Genomic DNA, 13,926 nt, shown 5'->3' with positions numbered 1-13,926 from the left:
CAATCAGATGTGGGGCGGCAGGTTCGCCGAAGGGCCTAGCGCGATCATGCGCGAAATCAATGCCTCGATCCCTTTCGACAAGCAGCTCTGGAGGCAAGATATTGCGGGCAGCCGCGCGCATATTGCGATGCTTGCCGCGCAGGGGATTGTTAGCGCAGAGGACGCCGTGACCATTGATCGCGGGCTCGAACAGATTGCCGCCGAGTATGAGCGCGATGGCGTGCCCGAGGATTGGGATCTTGAAGACATTCATATGACAGTGGAGGCGCGCCTGTCCGAGCTGGTCGGCCCAGTCGCTGGCCGCTTGCATACCGCGCGCAGCCGCAATGATCAGGTCGCGACCGATTTCCGCCTCTGGGTGCGCGATGCCATGGAGCGCGCCGACGCAGGCCTTGCAGCGCTGCAGCGCGCCTTGGTCACGCGCGCAGGCGAACACACGGGCTGCATCATGCCTGGCTTCACCCATTTGCAGACGGCGCAGCCGGTGACGCTGGGCCATCACCTGATGGCCTATTACGAAATGACATCCCGCGATCGTAGCCGCTTTGCAGATGCGCGCGCGCGGCTGAATGAGTGCCCGCTAGGCAGCGCTGCATTGGCGGGAACCGGCTTCCCAATTGATCGGCAGGCCACATCCGATGCCCTCGGGTTTGATGCCCCAACCCGCAACAGTTTGGACGCGGTTTCAGACCGTGACTTTGCGCTCGATTATCTGATGGCGGCGAGCCAATGCGCCTTGCATCTCTCGCGACTTGCGGAAGAAATGATCCTCTGGGCGAGCCAGCCCTTTGGCTTCATTCGCCTGCCCGATACGCTTTCCACCGGCAGCTCGATCATGCCGCAAAAGAAAAACCCCGATGCGGCCGAGCTGGTACGCGGCCATGCCGGACGCATCATTGGCTGTGCAACGTCGCTCATGATCACGATGAAGGGCCTTCCGCTGGCCTACTCCAAGGATATGCAGGACGATAAACCACCGGTTTTCGAGGCTGCTGGCCTGCTCGACCTATGCCTCGCCGCAATGGCTGGCATGGTCGCCGACAGCGCATTCGATACCGTCCGTATGCGCGCCGCGGCAGAAGCTGGCTATGCCACCGCGACCGATCTTGCCGATTGGTTAGTGACCGAGGCTGGAATTCCATTCCGCGAGGCGCACCACATTACTGGAGCAGCAGTAAAGCTGGCGGAGGAGCGCAGGGTCGCTTTGGACGCTTTGCCCCTTACCGATTTACAAGCGATCGATGCCCGCATTGATGAACGCGTGTTCGCCGCGCTCTCGGTAGAAAGCTCAGTCGCCGCGCGCAGCTCCTATGGCGGGACCGCCCCCGATCAGGTAAGAGCGCGGGTAGAAGAAGCCCGAGAAACGTTAGGACTGAAGTGAGATGCGACAAGCCGTAGCAACATTCGTATTAGCATTTGCCGCGGCGGCGCTTTCGGCATGCGGGCAGAAAGCCTCTTTAACTCCTGCGCCCGGCGCAGCATTACCGCCCGAACCTTACGGCGCAGAGGTTCGCCCTGATGCGCAGACGTTGCTGGAACTTCGGACACAGGCTGCGCCAGAACGCAGTGTTGAACTGCGCCGTCGCTCAGAAGAACGTCAGGATGATCCGTTTGATTTGCCGCCAGAAGGCGATGATACGAGCGGCATCACCCCCGATGACACCGCGCCAGAGTAAGGAATTATAGCCCGCGAAGTAACGCTTGCTCGACTCTGCGCGCCGCCTGAGGCAGAGGCCCGCTCATAATGGACCATTTCCAAATCAAAGACGGCGTCATGCATGCCGAAGACGTTCCGCTCCCGCTCATCGCTGATGAGGTGGGCACCCCTGTTTACGTCTATTCCCGCGCCACGCTGGAGCGCCATGCCCGCGTTTTCACCGAGGGCCTGCGAGACGTTCCGAGCAAGTTGATTGCTTTTGCGGTCAAATCCAATCCCAATCTCGCTGTTCTCAAAGTTCTACAAGGCCAAGGTTTTGGCGCGGATGTCGTCTCAGGCGGCGAGCTGATGCGAGCGCTTGCAGCGGGGATGACACCAGAAAAAATCGTGTTTTCTGGCGTCGGCAAAACGCGCGAAGAGTTAGCGCTCGGGCTCGACAAAAAAATCGGCCAGTTCAACATCGAATCGCGCGAGGAAGGCAGCGAACTCGCTGAATTGGCGGCGGCACGCGGAGAGCAGGCAAACGCCTGTCTACGCATCAATCCGGATGTTGACGCGAAAACTCATGAGAAAATCTCAACCGGCAAAGCTGAGAACAAATTTGGTATCCCGCTGGTCCATGCCCGCGAAGCATTTGCGGAATTGGCAGCACTGGATGGGCTGAACTTACGCGGCGTCGCAGTACATATCGGTAGTCAGCTGCAGGATCTCGAACCGCTTGAGACAGCTTTTGCCAAGCTCGGCGCGCTCGTCGCCGATTTGCGCGCGGCCGGACATACCATCACGCATGTCGACCTCGGCGGCGGATTGGGTGTGCCCTATAAAACTGGCGAAAATCCGCCATCCCCTGCAGAATATGGGGCGATGGTGGCGCGAGCGACGAAGGATTGGGGCGTTCACCTGACCTTTGAGCCGGGCCGAGTGATTGCTGGCAATGCCGGTATATTGCTAACCCGCGTGGTCCGTGTGAAACGCGGCGGCAATGGCCCTCCATTTGTGATCGTCGATGCGGCAATGAACGACCTTGCCCGCCCGGCACTTTACGGCGCTTGGCACGATTTCGACGCAGTTGCGCCTACCGGAGAACGCATGACCGCCAACATCGTCGGCCCCATTTGCGAGACTGGTGATACCTTTGCGCGAGACCGCGAGTGCGACGCTGTGCAAAGCGGTGATCTGGCAGTCTTCCGCACTGCGGGCGCATATGGCGCGACCATGGCCTCAAGCTATAACTCACGCGGTTTCGTTGCCGAAGTGCTGGTAGATGGCGATAAATATGCCGTCGTGGCCGATCGTATCGCCGCAGCCGCGATCATGGATGCCGAGCGCGTACCAGAGTGGCTTGTCTGAGAAGCTGATATGAAAAGCCTTCCGCTCTTCCACAAGCTAGCTGGGACCAAAGTCGTGGTTGTCGGCGAGGGAGAAGAGGCCGAAGCCAAAGCGCGATTGATCACGCGCGCAGGCGGCATAGTTTGCAGCGAAGCAGAAGCGCACCAGGCCAAGATCGCCTTTGTCGCCTTGGAAGATGAGCAATTGGCGCGCCGCGCAGCAGACCGCCTCAAAGGTATGGGACTGCTCGTCAACGTGGTTGACCGGCCTGCCCTATGCGAATTTACCACGCCGAGCATTTGCGACCGCGACCCCGTGCTCATCGCGATTGGTACAGGCGGCGCGTCTGCTGGTCTTGCCAAACATGTGCGGCTTCGGATCGAGAAGTGGCTGCCACAAAGTTTGGGAAAATTGGCAGCAAAGCTGAGCGCTTCGCGGCAAGAAATGCGCGCATGTTACCCCGACGGCGGAGAGCGCAGGCGCGCGCTAGACACAGCGCTGAGCGAGGGTGGAATGCTCGATCCCGCAGATCCGGGGGCACACTCGCGCGTGGCAGAATGGCTAGCGCAAGCTGAGCCTCAGCCTGAGAGCGAAACGCACACTATAGAGCTCTGCAGCGATGATCCCGAGGATCTGACGCTCAGGCAGGCACGATGGCTCGGAATGGCAGACCAAGTGATCCACGATAAGCAAGTGCCCGAAAGAATCTTAATCCGCGCGCGGGCTGACGCAGAACGTATTTTGGTGCGCGATGAGGAGGGGGTAAGTACTCATCGCACACCAAAAGGCATAACCGTTATTCTAAGACGCGCCTAAATCGGGCTGATTTGCGATGTTCCCAGACTGTCAAAATACCGGGCCATCGCATCTGCTGCATTATCAGTGAGCACAATAAAGGCCCGCCTACGATCAGTATCATCCTGAACACGGGCCAACAGCTGCATATCAACCATTTGTGATATCCAACGGAGCGCTGTCGTCGCTGGAACATTTGCTGCGATGCACAGGGAGGTCACGGAAACCCGGCGATGCTCCGCGCGGGCGGCTGTCAGGTCCAACAAGATATCCCAGGCCGGATCAGCAAATAATTCCGTATCAAAAAACTCACACCGGCGCTGACGCTCTCGAATGATCGATTTGATCATGCGCGGATCCGGCAAGGGTGTGCGCGGTTTATGCGCCATTTCATCTTCGCGGCTAAGATAGCGATAGCCTTGAGTAGGAGAAGCAAGCCGCATGCTTCCATCCCCGCCATTTGATCCTACGCTATTTGGAGAAGTCGGCGATGCGCCATCGCTTGAAAAACCGTCAAGCTTGCGGGCCAAACGTGTAACTTCATCAGTTAGCCTGGCCAGCGTATTGCGCTCACCCTCTTCCATTTCGCGAACACGGTCGCTGCGCAAAGTCGCCAAAGCCTGGCCCAGTGCCACAATCCGTTCTCCGCGAGACGCGCCAACAAGGATCCGTGCCTCAGACCGGTCAACGCAACCAAAAACATCTTCCAAAGCGTCAATATGCGTCGAAACAATCAACGAAGCGCCAGAGCGCGCTGCCCTTTCATCCAAACGAATGAGAGCCGCAAGAGAGCCCGCGTCAGCATCTGCACACTCAACCAAGACGGCATCGCCCAAGACGATAGCGTCCTGCGCCATGACATCGCTCAGCGCACGCCGCCCAGAGATCGAAAAGCCCACCAGCGCGGCATCCTGCGCCAGAATATCGAGCGATCCATCGCCATCCGCGAAAATTGAGACTGAACCCCGAGCGCCCTCACCTAAAACTGGTTTGGCCTCAGTGATTTCATCAACACAATATGCAAGTTGCCCCATGAACTACTCCCGATTCGATGAAACAAAAATAGAACAAAACAAGTATAAGTCAAGAATATCGTGTAGTAGCGTGGTCCATTAGTCCAAAAAGGGATCGCGCACGAGGATAGTATCGTCGCGTTCTGGGCTAGTGCTGACCAGCGCAACTGGCGTCTCGATAAGCTCTTGCACGCGCTGGATATATTTGATCGCATTGGCGGGCAGATCAGCATAGCTGCGCGCGCCGGCCGTGCTCTCTTCCCAGCCCGGCATTTCCTCGTAAATCGGCTCAACCAATTGCTGATCGCCGGCGTGGCTTGGCAGGTAGTCAATCACATTGTTGCGCAGACGATATCCGGTGCAGATCTTCACCGTTTCAAACCCATCAAGTACGTCAATCTTGGTAAGCGCGATGCCGGTCACCCCGCTAATCGCGCAGGATTGACGCACGATAACCGCGTCGAACCAGCCGACCCGGCGCTTGCGCCCGGTCACGACTCCAAACTCATGCCCCTTCTCGCCCAAGGTCTGGCCGATCTCATCCTCCAGCTCGGTTGGGAATGGGCCGCTGCCGACGCGGGTGGTGTAAGCCTTGACGATACCGAGAACGAAACCAGTAGAGCCGGGACCTAGGCCCGAGCCGCTAGCCGCCGTGCCGCTCACAGTATTGGAACTGGTGACGAACGGATATGTGCCGTGATCGACATCCAGCAGCACGCCCTGCGCGCCTTCGAACAGGATTTTCGCGCCAGCCTTGCGAACCTTCTTAAGCCGCTTCCATACCGGCTGTGCGAACCGCATAACGAAGGGTGCAATCTCACGCAGCTCAGCGAGTAAGCCCGCGCGATCAACCGGCGGCTGGTCAAAGCCAGCACGCAATGCGTCATGATGCGCGCATAGCCGGTCAAGCTGCGGTTCCAGATCATCGAGATGCGCCAGATCGCAAACGCGGATCGCCCGGCGACCCACCTTATCTTCATAAGCGGGCCCAATACCGCGACCCGTTGTACCAATCTTGCCGCTCCCAGCGGCCGTCTCGCGCAGGCCGTCCAAATCGCGGTGCAAAGGCAAAATTAGCGGGCAATTGTCCGCAACCGCCAGATTGTCGTCGGTGATCGTGACCCCCTGCCCCTCAAGCTTTTGCACCTCATCGCGCAATGCCCATGGGTCCAGCACCACGCCATTGCCAATCATGCTCATCGTACCCGAGACAATACCCGATGGGAGCAAGGATAATTTGTAAGTCTCGCCATCAATCACCAGCGTGTGACCAGCGTTGTGACCGCCTTGAAAACGCACAACTGCATCGGCGCGGCTGGCAAGCCAGTCGACGATTTTTCCTTTGCCCTCATCGCCCCATTGGGCACCGATTACGGTAACATTGGCCATGCTCAGACTTTCTTTGGCGAGCGCTTAGCGCCCACGTGACAAACCGCGCGGGCCTAGTCGGTGGCGCGCGCAAGAGCAAGCGCGACCAAGCGACTATCTGGTACAAACCACGAGTAGATTTGTGAGGGGGATTGCGCGAGCTTAGTCAAACGGTCGCAACTAGGGCACACATTCCGGCGGAACGTGCTGAAATTGGTCATAGCCCGAAACCGGGGCCGCTTGCTTTTGTGGCCATCTGCCTATCCTTAACGCCGCGTTAGTGACGACTGTAAAAAAATAATGAACTGCCAAGGGGATAGGGCAGTTGCCGAATGGCCGGACAAACTTGGGTTCCGGGGGCTCGGAGGACTGGGAGTGACAGATACTGTTATTGAGAAACCGCGTGTTGCCGCATTGGCAAGCGATGGTGACAGTGGTGACATCGGGAATGATCTGGCAGCGCCAGCAGCCCCAAGCGCGAGTAATCATAAATATGTCGGAGTGTCGGCATTGGCACTGGGCGTCGCGGCATGCGGCGGCGGTGGCGGCGATGGTGCCGCAGCAGGTGGTGGCGCAGCTCCGGTTTCAGGCGGCACCAGCGGCGGGACGGCACCTCCTCCCGTTGCTCGTCCACAATCCGATCAGGAAGCTGCACGCTTCGTCCTGCAAACCAGCATTGCAGCATCCCCAGCAGAGATAACCGCCGTCCAAGATCAAGGCTACGCTCCCTGGCTCGATAGCCAGTTGAGCGCTGGGATCGGTCAGACTGGCATTCAATGGATGGAAGCAACGGGTTATAGCCGCGTTGACGAGAACAATTGGTATTTCCGCCGCGATCCAGGCGATTACATGATCTGGAATCAATTGATGAGCGGCGGCGGCGAAGTTCGCAAACGCGCAGCGCTGGCCCTTTCAGAATTTTTCGTTGTCTCTCTCAACGGGATCAATCTGGCTTGGCGCAGTCAGGCTATTGCAAAATACTGGGACATACTGGCTGAGCATGCCTTCGGGAATTTCCGCGATCTGCTCGAAGACATCACGTTGAACCCCGCCATGGGCGTCTGGCTGAATACGCGCGGCAATCGGCGCGGCGACCCCCGCACTGGCCGCGCACCAGATGAAAATTATGCCCGCGAGGTGATGCAGCTGTTCACCATTGGCCTGCTTGAACTCAATGCAGATGGAACCGTGCGCACCGATGGTAGCGGCAACGCAATTGAGACCTACACCAACGAGGACGTGACTGAGCTCGCCAAAGTCTTCACCGGATATGACTTTGATCACTCCCGTAGCACTGAACTCGCGCTTGAAGGCGAGACTTTCACAATCCCTTCAATCGAGTACATTCTTGATCCGATGACTGCTGACCCCTCGCGCTGGCGCTTTCCGCGCGGTGAAGGCTTTCATTCCGAAGAAGCAAAAACCTTCCTCGGCACGACCATTCCGGCAGGTACAAATGCCACAGATTCGCTGCGGATCGCGCTCGATGCGCTTTTCAACCATCCCAATGTGGCGCCGTTCTTTGCTCAGCAGATGATCCAGCGATTGGTCACCAGCAACCCTTCACCTGCCTATGTGCAGCGCGTAGCTTCGGTCTTTGACAATAATGGCTCGGGCACGCGCGGTGATTTGCGCGCCGTCTTCCGCGCCATCTGGCTCGACGATGAGGCGCTTTCGGCAGATGGCCTCGCCAGCACCACTTTTGGCAAACTGCGCGAACCAATACTACGTCTCGCACAGTGGGCGCGGACGTTCGGTGCGACATCAGAAAGCGGTGGCTGGACCGTTCGAGACACGGCAGACGCAAGCAGCAGGCTTGGCCAAAGTCCGCTACGTTCTCCATCAGTGTTTAACTTCTTCCGCCCCGGTTATGTGCCGTCTAACTCAAATATCGGTAATAATGGACTGGTTGCGCCGGAGTTTCAGCTGCTCAATGAAAGCAGCGCGCCGGGTTATATCAATTTCATGACCCGCGTGATCGAAGACCGGCAGTTTGTGACTAACGATCTCCAGACCAGCTATACCAACGAGGTTGCTCTGGCGGAGGATCCCGCGGCACTAATCGACCGCCTCAATCTGCTGATGACCGCTGGCCAATTGAGCGAGGGGACGATCTCGACAATCCGGGCGGCGCTGGATGCTCGCGGGATAACCGCGACAAGCAGCGATGAAGACAAGCTGCGCCAGGTGCACACCGCCATCATGCTCGTGATGGCTTCACCAGACTATCTGGTTCAGAAATAAGAGGGACGCGGACATGTTTATCGGAAAATCAGAAGAAATTTCCCGCCGCGCCTTCATGCGGCGCTCAAGCCAGATGGCAGCGGTTGGTGCAGCCTCAAGCTATGCAATGGGGTTAGCCGGAATTGGCGAACTTGCTGCATTTAACGCGGGCAATGATTACAAGGCCTTGGTCTGTATCTTCCTTTATGGCGGAAACGACCACGCGAACTTGTTCATCCCATTTGATGCGAGCAATTACGCCGCGTATAGCGAAATTCGCGGCGGTAATGGCGAGGCTGGCGGCGGCGTTGCTTTGCCGCGCGCTGATCTTGCTGGCTCAGTGCTCAATCCGGCAAACAATCAAACACTGACCAATGACATTCAATATGCGCTGGCCCCGACTATGCCGCGCATGAAGGCGCGTTTTGACGAAGGCGCGATGGCACCTCTACTGAACGTGGGTCCATTGCAAACGCCTACTTCGCGCCAGCAATATCAAGATCGCACGGTTCCGCTGCCGCCAAAGCTATTCTCCCACAATGACCAGCAATCCACTTGGATGTCATCTCAGCCCGAGGGTGCGGTGACCGGCTGGGGCGGAAAGATGGGCGATTTAGCGCAGACCGCGAACACCAACGCGCTGTTCACAAATATTTCCTCAGGCGGCAACGCGGTGTTTCTAGCGGGTCAAAATACGCTGACTTACCAAATCTCGTCGCGCGGCGCGGTTCGCGTAGACGGCTTGGACCGTCTCTATCGTTCCGATGCCGCTGGTGACGCCTTGCGCACGCTGCTGACACAGAACAGCAATCATTTGCTTGAGGCAGATCACACCAATGTGACGCGCCGCTCGATCGAAGCTGAGCAATTTGTGAGCAATGGCCTCGATGGGGTCTCCCTCAACACGAATTTCACGCCCGCTGAGGGCAATAATCGTCTGGCAAGTCAGCTCGAGATTGTCGCTCGTCTGATTGCTGCACGCAGCTCGCTTGGCGTGCGGCGGCAGGTATTCTTCGTCTCGACTGGCGGTTATGATAATCATGATGGTCTGATTGGTCAGCACGGCAATCTGCTGGCCCAGCTCGACTTTGCGATGGACGCGTTTTACCAAGCGACCGTTGAGCTCGGCGTTGCGGACAAAGTCACCTCTTTCACTGCCTCCGATTTTGGCCGGACCCTCGCCTCAAACGGCGATGGCTCGGACCATGGCTGGGGCGGTCACCACATGATCCTTGGCGGCGCCGTCAATGGCGGCCAGTTCTTCGGTCAGGCTCCTGCGGTGTCGCTCGATACAGACGATCAGGTCGGGCGCGGACGCTTGCTCCCAGCGGTATCCGTTGACGAGTATTCGACCACGCTCGCGCAATGGTTTGGGGTTGAGGCAAGTGAATTGCCCAGCATTGCGCCCAATATCGGGCGGTTTAATAACCCTGATCTCGGGTTCCTGCGCGCTACCTAAAGCGATGTTGCCGCATCGCCGTCGAGGCGGTGCGTGCAGCCTAGAATCGTGGGGTCATCGGCCTCGGTTAGCGCAGCAATGGTCCGCCATCCGTCGGCGCGATGTGCTGCCGCTGCCGCCGCATCATGCCCGAGTGGCAGGAACAGAGTCTTACGCTGAGCAGCGTTGCCCCCACCAAGTGCTTGCAGCACTGGCTCGACATAGAGCGAGAAGCCAGTTGCGGCCTCATCGCTGCCTTTGATCGAATAGGTCCCGCCGCGCCCCAATGCGCCGCGTGCACCCTCGGCATAGAGGGTGAAGCCGAACCAGGTCTGGTATTCAAACCCATGCCGCTCGCTCGGGTCGAGTGTCAGGCGTGCCCGGTCGCTGACCTTCGTGGCAATATCACGCAGGCCCGCAATACGGCTCGCTAAAGCACCCTTGGCATCAATCGCCGCCAGCCGCTCGATTGCCTCTTCAAAGGAACCCGCAGCATAAAGCAGAGGCAGATATGCTTCGCCGCCTTCAACTGCTGCAAGACCAGCGGCATCTTTCGTGTCGAGTTCGCGCCGCACCGCCTCTGTCGCGGTCTCCGATAGCGGCAAAGCCTCTTGTGCAAGCACATCAACCAGATCAGGCAGGGTAAAGTCGACCGAAATGCCCGACACACCCGCTGCTTCGAGAGCTTCAATCGCCACCATTAGCACTTCGCTTGCCGCAGCGCTCGTGTCGCTCCCGACAAGTTCTGCGCCAGTTTGCAAGCGTTGACGGCTGGGATTAAGCTGATCTGCGCGAATGCTCGCGACCTCGCCAGCATAGCAAAGCCGCAGAGGGCGCGGCGCATCGCCCAGAACCGTCGCGGCAATACGCCCGACCTGCACCGTCATGTCGCTTCGCAAAGCCAGCGTGCGCAAGCTCACCGGATCGGTAAAGCGGACCATGCGCCGCGTCTGGACACCGTCCATCCGGCCAGCCAGCGACTTCTCAAACTCCACCAACGGCGGACGCACACGGTCATAGCCATGGCCGTCCATCGCATCGAGAATTGAGCGCAGCGCATGCGAAATGGCCGAAGCCCGGGCAGGCAGAGCGTCTTCCAGCCCCTCTGGCAAAAGGTCATCGGAAAGCGAGGGAGTGTTCGGATCGGTCATAACACGCGCGCCCCTGCCCCATCCGCGCTCAGAATTCCAGCGGCATTGCCACTTTCACGCCTTCCAGCGCCTGCGCCTGCGCCACAACTTCGGCAGGGATCGGTGCATCCACGCTCAGCAAGAGCACCGCCTCGCCGCCCGCATCGCGGCGTCCAAGGTGGAAGGTACCGATATTGATGCCCTTTTCGCCCAAGAGCGTACCGATACGGCCAATAAAGCCCGGAGCGTCTTCATTGACGATGTACAGCATGCTGCCGTGCAGATCGGCCTCAATCCCAACACCAAAGATCTCGACCAGACGCGGCGCTTCGCTACCGAACAGAGTGCCGACGACAGAGCGGTCCCCTGCATCCGTGCCCACGGTTACGCGCAGCAACGTGTTATACGCGCCTTCACGCTCATGGCGCACTTCGCGCACTTCCAGCCCGCGCTCCTTGGCGAGATACGGCGCATTGACCATATTCACCGTGTCGGAATAGCGCCGCATTAGGCCCGCCAACACTGCGCCCGTGATCGGCTTGCCATTGAGAGCAGCTGCCGCGCCCTCGCGCTCGATGCTGATATTGGTGAGGTTGCCATGGGCCAGCTGTCCTACAAGGCTGCCAAGGTTTTCAGCGAGCGACATATAGGGTTTCAGCTTGGGCGCTTCTTCCGCGCTAAGCGATGGCATGTTGAGTGCATTGGTGACGCCGCCATTAACCAGATAATCGCTGAGCTGCTCAGCTACTTGCAACGCGACATTGACCTGCGCCTCAGTGGTCGAGGCGCCAAGATGCGGCGTGCAGATGAAACCAGGCTTGCCGAAGAGCGGGCTTTCCGTGGCAGGCTCGGTCTCGAATACGTCAAGCGCTGCGCCTGCGACATGTCCGCTTTCCAGCAGCTCAGCCAAAGCCGCCTCGTCGATCAACCCGCCGCGCGCGCAATTGACGATGCGCACGCCAGGCTTAGTCTTGGCAAGGTTTTCAGCGCTTAGGATATTGCGTGTCTCATCGGTTAGCGGGGTGTGCAGCGTGATGAAATCCGCCCGTGCGAGCATCTCATCCAGCGTGACCTTCTCAACGCCAATCTCAACCGCGCGCTCTTCGGTCAGGAACGGATCGAAAGCCACGATCTTCATTTTAAGACCCAGCGCGCGGCTCGCAACGATGGAGCCAATATTGCCAGCACCGATCAGGCCAAGCGTTTTGCCGGTTACCTCAACGCCCATGAAGTCTTTCTTGGGCCATTCGCCAGCCTGCGTGCGGGTGTTCGCCGCAGGGATTTGCCGAGCGAGGGCCAGCGTCATCGCAATCGCATGTTCCGCTGTAGTAATCGAGTTGCCGAAAGGCGTGTTCATCACCACCACGCCCTTGCCGCTCGCATAGGGAATATCGACATTGTCGACACCGATGCCCGCGCGACCGATGACCTTCAGATTGGTCGCCGCGTCGAGCACTTCCTTGGTCACTTTGGTCGAGCTGCGGATCGCAAGCCCGTCATAGTCGCCAATGCGCGCGATCAGCTCTTCCGGAGTTTCGCCGGTAATCACATCAACATCGCAGCCGCGCTCTTCAAAAATGCGCGCCGCATTAGGGTCCATCTTATCAGAGATGAGTACTTTTGGTTTCGTCATGGTGAATTCCTTGAATTCGTCATCCCAGACTTGATCCGGGATCCCGCTTTGTCGCGGTCAAAACAACAGATTGGGTGAGACCCCGGCTCACTAGCCGGGGTTCCGTGAAGACTCAGGAGCCAGCTTTTACGCTCTCGTAAGCCCACTCGATCCACGGCAAGAGGCGTTTTATATCCTCCTGCTCCAGCGTGCCGCCGCACCAAATGCGCAAGCTAGGCGGAGCATCGCGGTAACCGTTGAAGTCATAGCCAACATGCCGCTCTTCCAGCATCTTGACGATTTTCTTGGGCACCGCTGCTTGGTCGTCCGCCGAGAGGCCTTCATACCAATCGCCAGTGAACTTCATGCAGACGCCAGTGTTGGTGCGTTTGGCCGGGTCAGCAACCATGTTCTTGAGCCACGGCGTCGCCTCAATCCAATCGGTCACTAGCTTCGCATTGGCATCGGCCCGCTCGAACAGCGCCTTGCGACCGCCAATGGACTTCGCCCATTCGAGCGCTGCGATGTAATCTTCTGTGGCGAGCAAAGACGGTGTGTTGATCGTCGCGCCTTCGAAGATGCCGCGATTGATCTTGTCGCCCTTTTTCAGGCGGAAAAGCTTGGGCAGCGGCCATTGAGGATCATAGCTTTCGATCCGCTCAATCGCCTTGGGGGACAGAATTAGCATGCCATGCTGAGCTTCGGACCCCATGACTTTCTGCCATGAGTACGTCGTCGCATCGAGCTTGTCCCACTCCATCTCTTGAGCGAAGACAGCGCTGGTCGCATCATTGATGGTGATGCCCTTACGGCCCGGCTCAAGCCAGTCGGTGCTCGGGATTTTCGCGCCAGAGGTCGTGCCGTTCCATGTAAAGACGACATCATTTTCCTGCGGGATCGAGTGCAGATCAGGGATTTCGCCATAATCGGCATCGAGCACTTGCAGATCTTTCAGCTTGAGCTGCTTGACCGCATCCTGGATCCAGACATTGCCGAAGCTTTCCCACGCAGCGACCGTCGCAGGGCCTGCGCCCAGCATAGTCCACATCGCGCATTCAAGCGCGCCAGTGTCAGAGGCGGGCATAATGCCAACGAGATAATCGTCAGGCACACCCAGTAGCTCGCGCGAGAGGTCAATCGCGTATTTCAGGCGACCTTTCGCATAGGCGGAGCGATGCGAGCGCCCCAGCGATTCGGTTTGCAGCTTGTCGAGGGACCAGCCCGGGAATTTCACCGTGGGACCGGAGGAAAATTGCGGACGCTCGGGTTTGAGCGCCGGCTCGGCACGTAATTCAGTCATGTAATCTCTCCTTACAGAGAGCTCGCGCGGCGTTGGGACCGCGTGGCCCGTCAGTCGCAGT

11 protein-coding genes are annotated in these 13,926 nt (G+C 58.6%); 6 read left to right on the top strand and 5 right to left on the bottom strand.

Annotation, left to right across the window (positions count from 1 at the left end; translation table 11 throughout):
• Positions 1-7 precede the first annotated feature (7 nt).
• The 4 genes from argH to ACFCXQ_RS07770 all read left to right on the top strand — a co-directional run bounded on the left by argH (position 8) and on the right by ACFCXQ_RS07770 (position 3,802).
• Positions 8-1,381: an argininosuccinate lyase gene (gene argH, locus ACFCXQ_RS07785; protein ID WP_379554590.1), complete on the top strand. Its 1,374-nt coding sequence runs from the start codon at positions 8-10 to the stop codon at positions 1,379-1,381.
• 1 nt (position 1,382) lies between these two features.
• Entirely contained in the window at positions 1,383-1,676 is a 294-nt protein-coding gene (locus ACFCXQ_RS07780) for a lipoprotein (protein WP_379549426.1), read from the top strand.
• A gap of 68 nt (positions 1,677-1,744) precedes the next feature.
• Entirely contained in the window at positions 1,745-3,007 is a 1,263-nt protein-coding gene (gene lysA / locus ACFCXQ_RS07775) for a diaminopimelate decarboxylase (RefSeq protein ID WP_379549424.1), read from the top strand.
• A 9-nt stretch (positions 3,008-3,016) separates the two neighbouring features.
• Positions 3,017-3,802, top strand: a complete 786-nt coding sequence (locus ACFCXQ_RS07770; RefSeq protein WP_379549422.1) for a precorrin-2 dehydrogenase/sirohydrochlorin ferrochelatase family protein — start codon at positions 3,017-3,019, stop codon at positions 3,800-3,802.
• On the opposite strand, the gene ACFCXQ_RS07765 is transcribed toward ACFCXQ_RS07770, so the two are convergent.
• Together ACFCXQ_RS07765 and ACFCXQ_RS07760 are read right to left on the bottom strand one after the other, a co-directional pair.
• Positions 3,799-4,815: a winged helix DNA-binding protein gene (locus tag ACFCXQ_RS07765; protein WP_379549420.1), complete on the bottom strand. Its 1,017-nt coding sequence runs from the start codon at positions 4,813-4,815 to the stop codon at positions 3,799-3,801. The genes ACFCXQ_RS07770 and ACFCXQ_RS07765 overlap by 4 nt on opposite strands.
• A 78-nt stretch (positions 4,816-4,893) precedes the next feature.
• The gene (locus ACFCXQ_RS07760) at positions 4,894-6,183 is read right to left on the bottom strand and encodes an adenylosuccinate synthase (protein WP_379549418.1); all 1,290 of its coding nucleotides are present in this window, start codon (positions 6,181-6,183) and stop codon (positions 4,894-4,896) included.
• 354 nt (positions 6,184-6,537) lie between these two features.
• On the opposite strand from ACFCXQ_RS07760, the gene ACFCXQ_RS07755 reads away from it, so the two are divergent.
• The gene (locus ACFCXQ_RS07755) at positions 6,538-8,406 is read left to right on the top strand and encodes a DUF1800 domain-containing protein (RefSeq protein ID WP_379549416.1); all 1,869 of its coding nucleotides are present in this window, start codon (positions 6,538-6,540) and stop codon (positions 8,404-8,406) included.
• A gap of 13 nt (positions 8,407-8,419) precedes the next feature.
• A complete protein-coding gene (locus tag ACFCXQ_RS07750; RefSeq protein ID WP_379549414.1) occupies positions 8,420-9,844 on the top strand; it encodes a DUF1501 domain-containing protein in 1,425 nt (474 codons plus the stop codon).
• Here the strand turns inward: ACFCXQ_RS07750 and ACFCXQ_RS07745 are convergent.
• The 3 genes from ACFCXQ_RS07745 to ACFCXQ_RS07735 all read right to left on the bottom strand — a co-directional run bounded on the left by ACFCXQ_RS07745 (position 9,841) and on the right by ACFCXQ_RS07735 (position 13,865).
• Positions 9,841-10,974: an ATP phosphoribosyltransferase regulatory subunit gene (locus tag ACFCXQ_RS07745; protein ID WP_379549412.1), complete on the bottom strand. Its 1,134-nt coding sequence runs from the start codon at positions 10,972-10,974 to the stop codon at positions 9,841-9,843. The genes ACFCXQ_RS07750 and ACFCXQ_RS07745 overlap by 4 nt on opposite strands.
• Positions 10,975-11,002: 28 nt before the next feature.
• Positions 11,003-12,586 (bottom strand): phosphoglycerate dehydrogenase, encoded by a 1,584-nt coding sequence (gene serA, locus ACFCXQ_RS07740; protein ID WP_379549410.1) that lies wholly within the window; start codon positions 12,584-12,586, stop codon positions 11,003-11,005.
• A gap of 112 nt (positions 12,587-12,698) precedes the next feature.
• On the bottom strand, positions 12,699-13,865 hold the full coding sequence (locus ACFCXQ_RS07735) for a phosphoserine transaminase (RefSeq protein ID WP_379549408.1): 1,167 nt from the start codon (positions 13,863-13,865) through the stop codon (positions 12,699-12,701).
• Positions 13,866-13,926 lie beyond the last annotated feature (61 nt).

The sequence above is a fragment of the Qipengyuania rhodophyticola genome (assembly GCF_042493225.1).
GTDB lineage: Bacteria > Pseudomonadota > Alphaproteobacteria > Sphingomonadales > Sphingomonadaceae > Erythrobacter.
This window is presented reverse-complemented; position numbering and strand designations above follow the sequence as displayed.